General features: G+C 44.1%; 14 protein-coding genes. 10 read left to right on the top strand and 4 right to left on the bottom strand.

Annotated elements, in window-relative coordinates:
- Window positions 1-4 precede the first annotated feature (4 nt).
- The 3 genes from paaC to paaA all read right to left on the bottom strand — a co-directional run bounded on the left by paaC (window position 5) and on the right by paaA (window position 2,173).
- Window positions 5-790 carry a 1,2-phenylacetyl-CoA epoxidase subunit PaaC gene (gene paaC, locus G3569_RS09030; protein WP_165268288.1) on the bottom strand — a complete coding sequence of 262 codons (786 nt, stop codon included), beginning with the start codon at window positions 788-790 and terminating at the stop codon, window positions 5-7.
- A complete protein-coding gene (gene paaB / locus G3569_RS09035; protein WP_165268290.1) occupies window positions 787-1,101 on the bottom strand; it encodes a 1,2-phenylacetyl-CoA epoxidase subunit PaaB in 315 nt (104 codons plus the stop codon). The genes paaC and paaB overlap by 4 nt, the downstream gene beginning before the upstream one ends.
- A gap of 127 nt (window positions 1,102-1,228) precedes the next feature.
- Window positions 1,229-2,173 (bottom strand): 1,2-phenylacetyl-CoA epoxidase subunit PaaA, encoded by a 945-nt coding sequence (gene paaA, locus G3569_RS09040; protein WP_165268292.1) that lies wholly within the window; start codon window positions 2,171-2,173, stop codon window positions 1,229-1,231.
- A gap of 202 nt (window positions 2,174-2,375) precedes the next feature.
- On the opposite strand from paaA, the gene hppD reads away from it, so the two are divergent.
- From hppD to G3569_RS09075, 7 genes are all read left to right on the top strand, one after another.
- Complete coding sequence (gene hppD, locus G3569_RS09045) at window positions 2,376-3,524, top strand: 4-hydroxyphenylpyruvate dioxygenase (RefSeq protein WP_165268294.1); 1,149 nt, start codon at window positions 2,376-2,378, stop codon at window positions 3,522-3,524.
- Between the two features lie 90 nt (window positions 3,525-3,614).
- Window positions 3,615-4,799, top strand: a complete 1,185-nt coding sequence (locus G3569_RS09050) for a homogentisate 1,2-dioxygenase (RefSeq protein WP_165268296.1) — start codon at window positions 3,615-3,617, stop codon at window positions 4,797-4,799.
- Between the two features lie 266 nt (window positions 4,800-5,065).
- Window positions 5,066-6,715, top strand: a complete 1,650-nt coding sequence (locus G3569_RS09055; RefSeq protein ID WP_205720105.1) for a tetratricopeptide repeat protein — start codon at window positions 5,066-5,068, stop codon at window positions 6,713-6,715.
- A 144-nt stretch (window positions 6,716-6,859) separates the two neighbouring features.
- Window positions 6,860-7,309 (top strand): cupin domain-containing protein, encoded by a 450-nt coding sequence (locus G3569_RS09060; protein WP_165268300.1) that lies wholly within the window; start codon window positions 6,860-6,862, stop codon window positions 7,307-7,309.
- A gap of 66 nt (window positions 7,310-7,375) precedes the next feature.
- Complete coding sequence (mddA, locus tag G3569_RS09065) at window positions 7,376-8,146, top strand: methanethiol S-methyltransferase (RefSeq protein ID WP_205720106.1); 771 nt, start codon at window positions 7,376-7,378, stop codon at window positions 8,144-8,146.
- 127 nt (window positions 8,147-8,273) lie between these two features.
- Window positions 8,274-9,845 (top strand): tetratricopeptide repeat protein, encoded by a 1,572-nt coding sequence (locus tag G3569_RS09070; RefSeq protein ID WP_165268302.1) that lies wholly within the window; start codon window positions 8,274-8,276, stop codon window positions 9,843-9,845.
- A gap of 87 nt (window positions 9,846-9,932) precedes the next feature.
- Entirely contained in the window at window positions 9,933-10,640 is a 708-nt protein-coding gene (locus tag G3569_RS09075; protein WP_205720107.1) for a hypothetical protein, read from the top strand.
- A 7-nt stretch (window positions 10,641-10,647) separates the two neighbouring features.
- On the opposite strand, the gene G3569_RS09080 is transcribed toward G3569_RS09075, so the two are convergent.
- The gene (locus G3569_RS09080) at window positions 10,648-11,265 is read right to left on the bottom strand and encodes a TetR/AcrR family transcriptional regulator (RefSeq protein ID WP_165268306.1); all 618 of its coding nucleotides are present in this window, start codon (window positions 11,263-11,265) and stop codon (window positions 10,648-10,650) included.
- A 248-nt stretch (window positions 11,266-11,513) separates the two neighbouring features.
- Here G3569_RS09080 and G3569_RS09085 point away from each other — a divergent pair, with 248 nt between their 5' ends.
- The 3 genes from G3569_RS09085 to G3569_RS09095 all read left to right on the top strand — a co-directional run bounded on the left by G3569_RS09085 (window position 11,514) and on the right by G3569_RS09095 (window position 14,504).
- Window positions 11,514-13,208 carry a tetratricopeptide repeat protein gene (locus G3569_RS09085; RefSeq protein WP_205720108.1) on the top strand — a complete coding sequence of 565 codons (1,695 nt, stop codon included), beginning with the start codon at window positions 11,514-11,516 and terminating at the stop codon, window positions 13,206-13,208.
- A 73-nt stretch (window positions 13,209-13,281) separates the two neighbouring features.
- A complete protein-coding gene (locus G3569_RS09090) occupies window positions 13,282-13,812 on the top strand; it encodes an OsmC family protein (RefSeq protein WP_165268308.1) in 531 nt (176 codons plus the stop codon).
- On the top strand, window positions 13,809-14,504 hold the full coding sequence (locus G3569_RS09095; protein WP_205720109.1) for a class I SAM-dependent methyltransferase: 696 nt from the start codon (window positions 13,809-13,811) through the stop codon (window positions 14,502-14,504). Before G3569_RS09090 ends, G3569_RS09095 begins: the two co-directional genes overlap by 4 nt.
- Window positions 14,505-14,536 lie beyond the last annotated feature (32 nt).

A 14,536-nucleotide genomic window follows, 5' to 3' on the forward strand; every position in this document is an offset into this window, starting at 1 on the left:
TTTTTTATTGCCAATTGCCATCGGGGTATGAGCGGCGCAGATGCTGCATTTCGGCCAGAAGGTGGCCCAGATGTTCGGTATGTAGTCCCTGTCGGCTGCCTTCTACCATAAACTGATCAAAGTCGGGTACCTCTAGGGTTGCCTCTTCCAGGGTATCCACCACCAGCTCTTTCCATTCTTCTTTAAACGTTTCGGTATCGGCGGCCAGGTTATGCTCCTGCAAAATTTCGTCCACTTCGTCTTGGTAAAAGAGTTCACCTACGTAAGTCCAGACGTCGTCAATCGAATCTTGGATACGCTCATGGCTTTCTTCAGTACCGTCGCCCAGGCGTAGTACCCACTCGCGGCTGTGACGAAGGTGGTATTTAACCTCTTTGAGATGTTTCTTTACCATGCCGGCAAACTGCTCGTCTTCTACTTCAGAAAGTTCCGTATAGAGGAAGTAACTGAAAGAGGCGAAGAGAAACTGGCGGGCGATGGTAAAGCCAAAGTCCCCTTTGGGCAGTTCGGTGAGCTTAAGATTTTTAAACTCTACGTCATTGCGGAAGTAGACCAGGTCATCACGGTGGCGATCTTCGCCTTCTATTTCCACGGCATATTCGTAGAGCGATGCCGCATGCCCGATATAATCGAGGGCCACATTGGCCAGCGCGATATCTTCTTCAAGAATGGGCCCGTGGCCGCACCATTCCGAGAGGCGATGCCCCAGAATAAGGCGGTCATCGGCAAGCCGGACCAAGTATTCAAATAAAGCTTCTTTCTTTGTCAATGTCTTTGTCTGGGTACTCATTTTCGTCGTTTTGAAACTCGGGGTACACTGTAAAACTGTGGGTGACGGTAGGGTTTGTCATCAGCCGGATCGAAAAACGGGCCGGCATCTTCCCCTTTGGAGGCCACAATTTGGTCACTGGGGACAACCCATATATTGACGGCCTCTTTACGCCGGGCGTATACATCCCGTGCATTTTCCAGGGCCATTTCGGCGTCGGGGGCGTGTACGTTGCCCGCATGTTCATGGGGTTTGCCATCTCGGGGCTGGGTAAAGACCTCCCAGAGCGGCCATTGGGTATCTTTAGATTCTTTTTCGTCGGTTTTGGTCATGATTTTGATTACGAGTTCTTGGTTATCGAATATTTTGTTATTACAAGTTACGGATTTCGGGTTGCGCGTTTTTTTTCTAAAGGAGACTACGAGCAACCCGCAACTCGTAACCTAAATAACCATCTCCCTATGAAGCCTTCTCTTTCTGAAGTCGCTGCTTGCGAGCATATTCTTCGGCGGCTTTCCGTACCCACTTCCCGTTTTCGTGGGCTTCGCGACGGGTTTTCATACGTTCCTTGTTCATGGGGCCATTACCTCTGACCACATTCCAGAACTCATCCCAGTCAATTTCACCAAACTCCCAGTGCTCGGTTTCCTCATTGTACTCCAGGTCGGGGTCGGGGATCTCAAGTCCCACAGCATGGGCTTCTTGTACATGTCGATCCACAAAACTCTGGCGTAACTCGTCGTTTGTCTTTGATTTTACTCCCCATTTAATGAGCTCAGCACTGTTGGGAGAATCCTCGTCATGCGGACCAAACATCATCAGAGTAGGCCACCACCATCTATCAACAGCATCTTGAATCATCTCTTGCTGCTCGGGAGTACCATCAGCCATCTGGGCCACCATCTCGTAGCCCTGCTTTTTATGGAAACTTTCTTCTTTACAGATCCGAACCATAGCACGAGAATACGGACCGTATGAACTGCGGGCCAACATCGTCTGGTTGATAATGGCAGCACCATCAACCAGCCAACCTATAACAGCTACATCTGCCCAAGAGAGGGTAGGATAATTGAAAATGCTGGAATACTTGGCGCGTCCGTTTAGAAGATCATCAAGAACTTCTTGTCGGCTTGCCCCCAGGGTTTCCGTTGCACTGTAGAGATACAAGCCATGTCCGGCTTCATCTTGTACTTTTGATAACAAGATCATTTTACGGCGTAACGAGGGGGCCCGGGTAATCCAGTTGCCTTCGGGCAGCATCCCTACAACTTCGGAATGGGCGTGTTGCGACATCATCCGTATAAGTTGTTTTTGATACCGTTCAGGCATCCAATCCTTGGGTTCTATGGTTTCCCCATTATCGATCCGTTCCTGGAACTCTTGCGCTTTGGATTCTTTGCTCATATGGTAAAATATTTGTGAAAACTTTTTGCACTCAGAACATATATAGGAACATTAAAATTAACAAATACATTCATCGGCTTTAGGTTTGTTCAACCTTAATTTTATATCTTTATTACATAAGCTGCCAAATAATTTGAGACATAATTAGCTGGACACTATATTAACTTTATGAAAATCATAATGAAAAGATTGAGGTAATACTATGGGAGCAGGAGCCGACCAAGCTGCTACACTTGAACGCCCGGTGGAACAAGAGTTTGATGACCACTTGGGCCTGCAAGATGTAGATTATGTGGAGCATTACGTGAGTAATGCCAAACAAGCCAGTCATTTTTACCAAACGGTATTTGGATTTACACTGAAAGCATTTAGTGGGCTGGAAACCGGAAACAGAGACAGGGTATCATACCTGTTGGAACAAGGAAATATTCGATTCCTGTTAACAGCGCCGCTGAACAGCGATTCCCCTATTGCCAAGCATGTTGCCAAACACGGCGACGGTATCCATGATATTGCCATGCATGTTGAAGATGTGGACCGGGCCTACAAGGAAACGGTCAAGCGTGGAGCAACCAGTGTGGAAGAGCCGCATGACCTGAAGGATGAAAACGGCACTATTCGAAAAGCTGCTATAGCCACTTATGGCGATACCATCCATACCTTTATCGACCGGTCGGGTTATGATGGATTATTTATGCCCGGTTTCCAAGAAGCCGAATCTCCGATTGAGAATGTAGAGCCGGTAGGTATACAGTTTGTAGATCACTGTGTGGGCAATGTCGAGAAAGGTAAAATGAACAAGTGGGTGGAATTCTACCGCGATGTGATGGGCTTCACACAGTATATCCACTTTGATGATGACGATATTTCTACGGAATATTCGGCACTGATGTCGAAAGTGATGGCCGGTGGGCGCGGTATGATTAAGTTCCCTATCAATGAACCGGCTGACGGCAAGAAAAAGTCACAGATTGAAGAGTACCTTGATTTCTATGAAGGTCCGGGCGTGCAACATATTGCCCTGCTGTCCGGCGATATTATTAAAACGGTAAATGAACTGAAGGGACGTGGTTTAGAATTCTTGCATGTTCCTACCACTTATTATGAGGAGCTCGAAGAGCGGGTAGGCACTATTGACGAGCCTATTGATAAGCTTGAGGAGTTGGGTATTCTTGTGGATCGCGATGATGAGGGATACCTGTTACAGATCTTTTCTAAGCCCGTAGTAGACCGGCCAACCTTTTTCTTTGAAATTATCCAGCGAAAAGGAGCCCGTGGCTTCGGGAAAGGAAATTTTAAAGCTCTTTTTGAAGCTATTGAACGAGAGCAGGAAAAGCGCGGAAATCTTTAAATTTAGTCGAAAGTCGTAAGTATTGAGAGTTTGCCAAGTACTATGATTCTCTGCTTGTGACTTTCTACTTTTGACAAAAATGAGGACACTATGATTTACCATCAACTAGGAAAGATCCCGCATAAGCGGCATACACAATTCAGACGACCCGACGGAGAGCTGTACCAAGAGCAGCTTTTCGGAGCCGAGGGGTTTCACGGAAGCTCATCACTGCTTTATCACCATAACCCGCCTACCCGTACTTTTAAGGTAGAGAAGGGAGAAGAAGTAAAGATTGAAAAGTGGGATGAGGGCGTACTTCGTCATCACCACCTGCGAACCGCCAACATTGAAGAGGGCGGCGACCCGGTGATGGGGCGAAAGGTATTACTGTTCAATAATGATGTTCAAATTGGAGCGGTTCGTCCTACCGAAGAGATGGACTACTTCTATAAAAATGGAGAACACGATGAGTTGCTGTTTATCCACGAAGGGGAAGGGTATGTACAAACCATGTTCGGTAAGCTCGACTTCGGATATGGTGATTATATCTTTATCCCGCGTGGTACCATCTACCAGATGGTTTTTGAGACAGAGAAAAATCGCGTACTAACGGTAGATTCTACAGGACCTATTGACGTGCCGAACCGCTACCTGACCGAAAAAGGACAGTTTGCCGAGAATAGTCCTTTCTGTGAGCGTGATATTCGACGTCCTGAGGGACCGGTATTTGTGAACCGTGAGGGTGAGTTTGAAGTGCGTATTAAAAAGCAGGGACGATATACTTCGTATTGGTACGAGCATCATCCCTTTGATATTGTAGGTTGGGATGGATATCTGTATCCCTGGATCTTTAATATTAAGGATTTTGAGCCCATCACCGGCCGTGTGCACCAGCCGCCACCGGTACACCAGACTTTTGAGGCAGCGAATTACGTGGTTTGCTCTTTCTGCCCGCGAAAGTATGACTACCACCCCAAATCGATACCGGCACCCTATGCACACTCCAATGTGGATTCTGATGAGGTGCTCTACTATGTTGAGGGTGATTTCATGAGTCGCAAAGGGGTGGAAACCGCCAGTATTACGCAACATCCCGGTGGTATTCCGCATGGGCCGCATCCCGGAAAGTATGAAGGCAGTATTGGTAAAGAAGGTACCGATGAGTATGCGGTGATGATCGATACCTTCCATCCATTGCACCTCACTATGGAAGCCAAAAAACTGGATGATGAGAGTTATCCCTATTCCTGGCTGGAGGATGAAGAGAAAGAAAAGGTGGAAGCAGAAGAGTAATAACTTTTCAGTTATCGGATAATAAAAGCCTGTCAGGTGAAAGCTTGATGGGCTTTTTTATTCAAAGATAATTCATTTCAAAATGAGATGAACACTAATTTGTTTGATTTTACTTAATTACCCCTGCTTTTTTATATATTTAAAAAAAGCAATCAAATGTGATGGGCAAAAAGATTAGCACTGTCATATTGTTACTGATTGTCTGTTGGGGTAAATCTCAAGGGCAAATCAACATTCCGACAAAACCTACCTTATCGGATACAACATTGGTACATGCTTTAATTGATTCGAGTTATGAGCTTTCTTTTGCTGATCCGGATCGGGCGATTAGGTTTGCTGAACAAGCGCTCGAAATTGCTAAGAAAATTGATTATCCCAAAGGAATTGCCAAGGCACATCGCGAATTAGGTTATTCGAACGGGGTAAAGGGAAATTTTGAAACAGCGCTAAATCATCATGAGAAAGGAATTTCCTATAATCAAAAATCAGGTGATACGCTTGGCATAATATCACAACTTAACGACATCGGAAACCTTTATAAGACGCAAACCCAGTATGATACAGCACTGGAATATTTTTTTCAGGCGATTGAGTTGAGTGAGGCTAATGAATTAGACCGGGCCACTGCTTCAATATCGGGGAATATTGGTTTGGTTTATTTTGAGTTGGACAATGAGGAAAGGGCACAAAAATTTTATGAACGGGCTTTGGAAATTAATCGGCGATTGGACAATCGACATGGGATGTCAATTAATTACAACAATTTGGGATTGCTGTATGGAGATCAAGGTAAGTATGAACAGGCATTGGAATATCACTTCCAAGCGCTGAAGATGCGACGTGATTTAGAATATATTATCCGCATAGCCAACAGTTTGAATAATATAGGGCGGATATATATGCAGCAAAATAACTATAGTGAAGCTATTAATTATTTGAACCGCGCTTTGAAGAGGAATGATGATCGAGATCCGGATCTTACTTCGATCATACACGAAAATTTGGCAAAGGTGTATTATTTCTCAGAAAGAAATGACTCGGCACTGATTCATGCTAAAAAAACGCTCATGCTCTCTCAGGATTTCGGTTCCCTGCTCGGTGAGAAAGTGGGACATAAACTGCTTTCAGATATTTATAGCACTCTTGGAGATTACAAAAAGGCATTTCTGCACCAGAAAAAGCTCAGGATGGTAGAGGATAGTATCTTAAATAAAGAAAAGTCACAACAGATTAACGAGTTACAGACTAAATATGAGGCAGCTCAGAAGGAAAAGGAAATTGCGCTACTTGAAAAAGAGAATCAGCGCAAAACGTTCATGAGAAACGCTGTAATGGCAGGACTGGTGATGGTGGGTATTATAGGGTTCTTGATTTATAACCGGCAGCGACTGAAGATCAATAAAAATCGCACAGAACTTGAAAATATTCGTCTTAAAGAGAAGCAGTTGGAGAATGACCTTGAATTCAAAAATAAACAGCTTACAACTCATTCACTTCATTTGGTGCAGAAAAACGAAACAATGAAGGAGCTTAAACATAAGATTAACTCTATCTGTCAGCAGGATAATGGAGATATCAACAGAGCGTTACAGAAGTTGCGAAATATGGTGGATTATAGCTTTAGTCTCGACGACGACTGGAAGCAATTTCGCCTCTATTTTGAAGAAGTACATACTGTTTTTTTTAAAGCATTAAATGAACATTACCCCGATCTTACACCAAACGAATTGCGTCTTTCGGCACTGGCGAAATTGAATCTATCCATTAAAGAGACCGCAACTATTTTGGGTATTACACCCGAGAGCGTTAAAACGGCGCGTTACCGTCTTCGCAAAAAGCTGGATATTGAGACGGAAGAAAATCTTACTGAGTTTATGATGGAAATAGAAAAGAGAGAGATTGAAAAAAGCAGTTAGTATTTTTGCGCTTAGAGCAAGTTAAGGCTGCTTTAAGCTATTGTTCACCTATTGTTGACCTTGCTAAAATTGCCCTTTCCCGTAGTATAAGATAGGTTGGCATTAGTCGGAAATATTTACCTTAACTAACTAAACAAAAACGCTATGTATACCAATTCATCAATTTTCGTCACTGTTGTTTTAACATTACTGCTTTTTCCAACTTTGCTGATAGCTCAAGATCAAGGGGATGCTTTTGTCCGCAGTATTGATGCGGATAAACTTGAATGGGGAGGATGTCCGGAATTCATGCCCAAAAGCTGTAGTATAGCTGTTCTCCAGGGGGATCCTGCAGAACCCAATGCAGATATCTTTTTCAAAATGGAAGGGAATACAGAGGTGCCCAACCATTGGCATCATTCGGCCGAGCGCATGGTATTAGTATCAGGAGAAATGAAGGTTGAATATGAGGGGCAAAAACCCGAGGTGATAAAAACTGGTTCTTATGCATATGGACCACCCGAGAAACGCCATAAAGCAGCGTGTATTTCGGAGGAATCTTGCGTGTTATTTATTGCATTTGAGGAGCCCATCGATGCTTTTGCCGTTGAATAAATTATTTCGGATTAAAAAGCGGGATTTTTTGAACTCATTTACTAAATCGTAACAACGAACCTTGATATGATGAAAAAACTAATTGCATTTATCTATGGTGTTATTTGTTACCTGATTTTCTTTGCGAGCTTTTTGTGGATGATATTATTTCTTGGAGGCTTTGAAGTCTATGCACCTACAGCAGTAAATGAGGGGGTATCAGGATCTCTGGCAGAATCCATTCTTATCAACTTGGGATTGATTGCCTTGTTTGGGGTTCAGCACACTGTAATGGCACGGAAATCCTTCAAGGAGTGGTGGACGAAATTCGTGCCTCAGCCGTTAGAGCGTAGTACTTATGTGTTGTTTTCAGCCATTGCTTTAATTTTAATTCTTTGGTTTTGGCAGCCACTTCCAGAAACGGTTTGGCATGTTGATACAGTGTGGGTCTCTTTAGTCCTGCAGTGGGGGTTCTGGCTTGGCTGGCTAGTCCTGTTTCTTTCCACGTGGATGATTGATCACTTTAACTTATTTGGGCTCAAGCAGGTCTGGAATTATATGAGGGGTATAGAACAACACTCCCCGCAGTTTATGGAACCAGGATTTTATAAATATGTCCGCCACCCGCTTATGCTTGGTTTTTTAATCGCATTTTGGTCCATTCCACATATGACTGTAGGGCATTTTATTTTTTCTGGCGGGATGACTCTCTACATCTTGATAGGAGTTTTTTATGAAGAAAAGGCAATGGTTCAACGATTCGGAAATAAGTATAAGGATTATCGGGACCGGGTCCCCAAATTTTTTCCGAGGTTGAAGGTACGGAAAAAAGAATCACAGCAAGAGGAACATATGTGATCATTATTGACTGTAAGTAAGCATAGATCAAAGGTGCAAAGTTTCGCCTTGTTTTGTTATTAAAAAGAAAAAGAGGAGAGTCATGATGAATAAAAAAATACTTATATGTTTATGCACTTTAGGATATATGATACTCGTACCTATTCAGGAGCTGCGCGCTCAGTCTCAGCAGTATGGGAAAGTCGATTTCAATGTTTCATGCACTGACGAAGTTCAGGCCGATTTTGACCATGCCTTGGCATTAATGCATCACATGATGTATGAGCAGGCCCGGGATAAATTTAAGAAAGTAGCCGAATCAGATTCCGAATGTGCAATAGCGCAATGGGGTATTGCCATGAGCTATGTCCATCCGCTATGGGGACAGCGTCCCGCGGATACTGAGTTTAAAGCGGGCAGCAAAGCTATAGCCAAGGCAAAAGGTATGGATGGAGTACCCCATCGAGAAATGGCGTACATAAATGCGCTAGAACCATTTTTTAAAAATTGGGAAGCAACATCTTATCGTGATCAGCTTTCTGTTTTTGAGGAGGGATATCGAGAGTTACACGAGCAGTATCCGAATGATGAAGATGGGGCAGCATTTTATGCTTTGGGACATCTAGCTACTGCACCGCCTGAAGATGGGACGCTTAGCCATCAGCAAAAAGCGGGCGCAATGCTCGAAGAACTACATGAAAAGTATCCCCAGCATCCAGGACTATTCCATTACATTATTCACGCTTATGATAATCCAAAATTAGCTAAGCGAGCGGTGGATGTTGCACGAGCTTACGATAAAGTGGCCCCCGATGTTCCGCACGCCCTGCACATGCCAAGCCATATTTTTGTAAGACAGGGAATCTGGTCGGATGTCATCGATTGGAATAAGCGTTCGGCAGAGGCGGCACTTCGCCAGTCTTCAGAAGATGAAGTTTCGATGCATTACGTGCATGCGCTGGATTATCTGAACTATGCATATCTCCAGCGGGGAGAAGATAGAAAGGCGAAAAAAGTAGCTCAAAAAACGATAAAGGTCGAGAACGTGCAAGATCATCTGGGTTCGGCCTATTCGGTGGTAGCTGCACTGACGCGATACAATCTTGAACGCGAGGAATGGGATAAGTCTGCTCAAATTTCGCTGGAGTCTCCCAATAATTTTTTGGTGGATAAGTATCCAGCTGCACAATCGATGATCTATTTTGCTCGGGGCATTGGTTCGGCGCGGTCGGGCAATTTGAATGGAGCACGGCAAGCGATAGAAGCATTGAATAACATATATCAAACCCTAAATGAAAAAGGTGAAGAGTACTGGGCGGTGTTGACTGATGCGCAGCGAATGGCTATTGAATCGTGGATGACTTTCGAAGAGGGGAGTCAGGAAAAAGCTCTTACATTAATGAAAAAGGCCGCTGATACCGAAGATAGAGTTGGTAAGCATCCGATTACGCCCGGCCATATCTTGCCGGCGCGCGAATTGCTGGGAGATATACTTTTGAAAATGGATCGTCCCGAAGAAGCCTTGAAGGCTTATGAAGAAAGTTTGGCTATATCTGCCAATCGGTTACGAAGTCTATATGGTGCTGGTCGTGCGGCAGAGTTGGCAGGTGATATTGTTAAAGCAAAGGCACACTATAAGATGTTAATTACCATGACAACGTCAGATGAAGTGGATCGGCCAATATTTAAAGAGGTGCGTGATTTTCTTGCTACAAATTAAAAGGAAACCGTGTAATTGATATTATACTTTTATTCAAATACTATTCTACTGAAGAAGATTGATGAAAATCTTTTTGGAGAAATAGAAATGGATTTTTTTAAACATATGATGGTCCTTGTACTGGGACTAAGCGGGTTACTCTTTTCAGGATGTGCTTCGGTGTATGTTCCCAGTGCACAACACACTAATCTGATGAACGAAAAAGGGGAGCTCCATGCTGCGGCCCATGCCGGTGTGAATGGAGGTGATATACAGGCCGGATATGCGGTGTCGGATAACTTCGGGATTATTGGTGCTGCTTCTTTTGGCTCTTCGGAAGAAGAGGGAACCGCTGATGATTTTCATGAGCACAGCTATGCCGAGATAGGCGGCACCTATTTTAGACCGATTGGCACTAAGGGGCGATATGAGGTTATGGCTGGGGTTGGCGCAGGTTCTGCTGAGTCAGTCACGCAGTATAATTTCTTTGGTCCCCAGCAAGTAAAAGCAACCGGTGATTATACAAAGGTGTTTCTGCAAAATAATATTGGCGTGGAGACGGGAATATTGGAGGCCGGTGTGGCTATTCGGTTGGGACACGTCATTTTTAGAAAGTTTGAAACTTCAAATACAACCTATGAGGAATCAGAGAGAGGAACTTTTTTTGAGCCGTCAGCTTTTGCACGCCTGGGATGGAAAAATGTAAAATTTGAAACCCAAGTTGGTGTTGCCGGGCCGCTGCAGGATGATATCGCTTTTGACTATCGGACGTTATTGTTTTCTTTGGGGATACACCTGCAGTTTAACACCCAGTAAAATCAGGCTATCCCTTTTCTTCAAAAAGAAGCTGCAGATAGGTATGGTAATGAGCCAGCTGCTGAGCTACGGTTTTGGCTTCTTTAAGGGATTGAGACAGCACGAAAGCCCCTTCAAAAATGACAAGTAGCATATCAGCCAGACTTTCCAGGTCCACTTCCTGTTTAGGTGGATGATTCTCAACAACTTCTTCAAGCTTTGCTTTAACCCGGATACGCCATTTCAGCATCGACTCACGGATAAGTTCCTTGATTCGATCATCAAAAAGTTCGGATTGGTGGATATATGAGGCATAAAGACAGCCGGGGAATGGGTCCTCCAGCGAACGCATCTCCTGTTCAAACAGCTTTACAAAAATAAGCAGCTGCTGCAGGGGATCGTCACTGAGCTCTTCTGCTTTATCCAGGGTTTCGTCTAGGTGTTGGGCATCATTTTCAGCATATCTTTTTACCAGGATATGTCCCAGTTCAGCTTTACTCGAAAAATGATGAAAAAAAGCTCCTTTGCTTACCCCGGCACGTTCAATAACTGCATCAACCGTGGTGCCCCCAAAGCCATTATCGAGAATAAGCGTTTTGGCCGCATTCATAATCTTGGTACGTGTAGCTGTAGGATCTTTTTTCATAATAATAAATTATAACATACTGCCTGGTTTGTTCCAATAAAAGAAAATAATGGAGTAAAATCAGCAAGCTCAGATACTTTTTTAGTCCGATATATCACCATAAACAGTTATTTTAGGCGTTATAATGTGCTTGTTATCAATAATCATTTGACAATGTCTTTCTTGCCTTATTATAATACCGACTAGTTGGTATGTTATAGTGTATGCCAATACAGTGGTATGGTAATAAAAACAAAAGGGAGATCGATATGATGAATTGTGTCAACAGGGCATTAAAAAATAGAAGCAGGTTTTGTCTGGTAATTTTCTTTGGTTTTATACTTCTGGGCGGTTGCACCTCGCAGGAAAAAGAGACGACTAAGAAATTATTTAAGGGGCAATTTGCGCCGTTACTACAAGGAATGGGTGATCATCATTTTGCAATATCAACCGATGATACTCTGGCGCAGGAGTTTTTTAACCAGGGCTTAACCCTTTCGTATGGTTTTAATCACAAAGAGGCCAATCGGTCATTTCGGCAAGCGGCAGAACTAGATCCCGATAATCCCATGGCCTGGTGGGGTGCGGCATTGGTGCTGGGGCCCAATATCAATGCCGGAATGCCGGAAGATAATATCCCGCGGGCTTGGAAGGCCTTGCAAAAAGCCATTAAGTTGAAAGAGAACGGTACGCAAAAAGAGCAGGACTATATTGAGGCTTTATCACATCGATATGAGAAAGATCCACCGGAAGACCGTACGCCGCTGGATTCAGCTTATGCTGAGGCGATGGGCAAGCTGGCCGAGAAGTATCCCAATGATCTGGATGCTCAAACCCTTTATGCGGAGGCGCTAATGGACCTGCACCCATGGAACTACTGGAAAAAGAATGGCGAAACTCAACCCTGGACCCCCAAAATACTGAAAGTACTGGAATCAGTGATGAAACGTGATCCCGATCACCCGGGGGCAAACCATCTCTATATTCATGCGGTGGAAGCGGAAAAACCGGAAAAAGCCCTGGCCAGTGCCAATCGGCTCAGAACATTGGTCCCGGGCGCCGGACACCTGGTACATATGCCGTCTCATATATACATACGAACGGGAGATTATCACCAGGGAACGCTAGCTAATGAACGGGCGGTAAAAGCGGATAACGAATATGTTAGGCAGTGTCGCCAGCAGGGGATCTACCCGTTGGCCTATGTGCCGCACAACTACCATTTTTTGTGGGCTACGGCTACTATGGAGGGGCGCTCCGAGCGTAGTCTCAAAGCGGCGCGTAACACCTCAAAGTTGGTCGATACTGAAACCATGCGTCAGCCGGGATTGGGTACCCTGCAACACTATTGGGTGATTCCTTTGTATGATCATGTGCGTTTTGCTCGCTGGGATAAAATCCTCTCATATCCTGAGCCTGCCAAAGATCTTATTTATCCGCGCAGTGTTTGGCATTATTCCAGAGGGATGGCTCATGTGGGACAGGAAAACCTTAACAAGGCCTCTGATGAGTTGAATAAGTTGAAAACCATAGCAGCAGATGATACTCTCAAAGAAGTGACAATATGGGATATCAATACTACCCAAGAGCTTATGCAGATTGCGGTGCATGTATTGAAAGGGGAGATCGAAGCACAAAAAGGTAATTATGATCAGGCTATTGCCCAGCTTCGGGAAGCTGTTGAAATTGAAGATCAGTTAAATTACAACGAGCCCCCGGACTGGTTTTTTCCCGTGCGACATAATCTGGGATCTCTCTTATTGCAAGCAGATCGCCCGGCAGAGGCAGAGTCGGTATATCGGGCCGATTTGGCTAAGTTTCCTGATAACGGTTGGTCTCTCTACGGTTTGTGGCAGAGTTTGAAAGCGCAAGGAAAAAAGGTGAAAGCGGAAGAGGTAAAGAAGAAATTTGATAAGAGTTGGAAGCACGCAGATGTTAGGTTGCAATCATCGCGTATTTTATGATGACTAATATTTGATGAAATCTTTTAGTACATTATTCAACGTAGGTGAGATATTAAAAAATAGAGGAGAGGATATGGCAGATCCACAGACGATAAAGGGAGCGTTTGAACGGAACCGGAAGGCTGTTAAGCTTCGTCCTTCAGCCGCTAAGAGCACGGCCACAACCAAAGTGCGGCTGCGCGATGGAACCACTTGTGAGGTTAAGCACAAGCACTGGAAATTCAAGGTAGATATCGGTGAAGCTGAAGGCGGTAACGATGCCGGTCCGGGGCCGGGGATTCTGGAGCGCGGGGCACTGGGCAGTTGCCTGGCAATCGGCTATTCGCAGCGGGCAGCGGTGTTGGGAATCCCCATAGATAACATTGAGGTCGAGGTAGAATCTGATTTTGATGCCCGCGGGATGTTGTATTTGGACGATGAGCGTCCGCCCGGTTTTGAAGCGTTACGCTATATTGTACATATAGAAAGCCCGGCCTCTGAGGATGAGATCATGCGTGTGATAGAGGAAACAGATAAGCACAGCCCGGTGCTTGACGACTTTAGCAGAGCTATTCCCATTGAACGTGAAGTGAAAATTACAAAAGCTAAGGGAGAGACGTTATGAGTATAAATATTATGAACCGCATACCGATAATTTTGCGATCACAACCTGACCCCCGATTTATTGCTCAACAACTTAGGAGGCCTTCAGGGGATTTTGCCCAAGAAATTGGCCAAAAAATGGATATAGTAAATAAACCATTATTTGACTTAACTCTTGAGGTATTGAATCCACAGCAAAACGATCGTATCCTTGAAATAGGTTTCGGTACGGGAAAGTTTTTTAAAAAACTGATTTCATTCGAAGAAAATATCAACATAAGTGGTATCGATTATTCCGAAGAGATGGTCAGACTGGCGAAACAAAATAATCCTGATCTGTTAGCTTCGGATAAGCTGGATCTCCGAAAAGGAGAAAGTGGGTCCCTTCCTTTTGATGATAGTTCGTTCGATAAAGTATTTTGCAATATGGTGATATACTTTTGGGAGCAACCCAAAAAGCACCTTGCTGAAATTTATCGCATATTGAAACCGGGGGGAGAGTTTTATACTGGGATGAGAGAATATGAAAGTATGCTTGTTTTTCCTTTTGTAGAGCATGGTTTTAATCTATATAAAGTAGATCAATGGGAAGATATCTTAGGTGAAAATGGCTTTTCGTTGCTGGAGTTGCGAAGACAACAGGATCCTCCAATAGAAATTGGAGATATCAAAAAACAGCTTACTTCTTGTTGTATTGCAGCTCGAAAAGAGTAGTATAGTGTTTACTTATGTATTTTTATTACGAA

The organism is Fodinibius halophilus (assembly GCF_011059105.1).
Lineage (GTDB): Bacteria > Bacteroidota > Rhodothermia > Balneolales > Balneolaceae > Fodinibius > Fodinibius halophilus.

Excerpts from the sequence above, each read along its gene's own strand:
- paaC (WP_165268288.1), bottom strand. The coding sequence starts at position 790 with ATGAGTACCCAGACAAAGACATTGACAAAGAAAGAAGCTTTATTTGAA.
- paaB (WP_165268290.1), bottom strand. The coding sequence starts at position 1,101 with ATGACCAAAACCGACGAAAAAGAATCTAAAGATACCCAATGGCCGCTC.
- paaA (WP_165268292.1), bottom strand. The coding sequence starts at position 2,173 with ATGAGCAAAGAATCCAAAGCGCAAGAGTTCCAGGAACGGATCGATAAT.
- hppD (WP_165268294.1), top strand. The coding sequence starts at position 2,376 with ATGGGAGCAGGAGCCGACCAAGCTGCTACACTTGAACGCCCGGTGGAA.
- G3569_RS09050 (WP_165268296.1), top strand. The coding sequence starts at position 3,615 with ATGATTTACCATCAACTAGGAAAGATCCCGCATAAGCGGCATACACAA.
- G3569_RS09060 (WP_165268300.1), top strand. The coding sequence starts at position 6,860 with ATGTATACCAATTCATCAATTTTCGTCACTGTTGTTTTAACATTACTG.
- mddA (WP_205720106.1), top strand. The coding sequence starts at position 7,376 with ATGATGAAAAAACTAATTGCATTTATCTATGGTGTTATTTGTTACCTG.
- G3569_RS09070 (WP_165268302.1), top strand. The coding sequence starts at position 8,274 with ATGATACTCGTACCTATTCAGGAGCTGCGCGCTCAGTCTCAGCAGTAT.
- G3569_RS09075 (WP_205720107.1), top strand. The coding sequence starts at position 9,933 with ATGGATTTTTTTAAACATATGATGGTCCTTGTACTGGGACTAAGCGGG.
- G3569_RS09080 (WP_165268306.1), bottom strand. The coding sequence starts at position 11,265 with ATGAAAAAAGATCCTACAGCTACACGTACCAAGATTATGAATGCGGCC.
- G3569_RS09085 (WP_205720108.1), top strand. The coding sequence starts at position 11,514 with ATGATGAATTGTGTCAACAGGGCATTAAAAAATAGAAGCAGGTTTTGT.
- G3569_RS09090 (WP_165268308.1), top strand. The coding sequence starts at position 13,282 with ATGGCAGATCCACAGACGATAAAGGGAGCGTTTGAACGGAACCGGAAG.
- G3569_RS09095 (WP_205720109.1), top strand. The coding sequence starts at position 13,809 with ATGAGTATAAATATTATGAACCGCATACCGATAATTTTGCGATCACAA.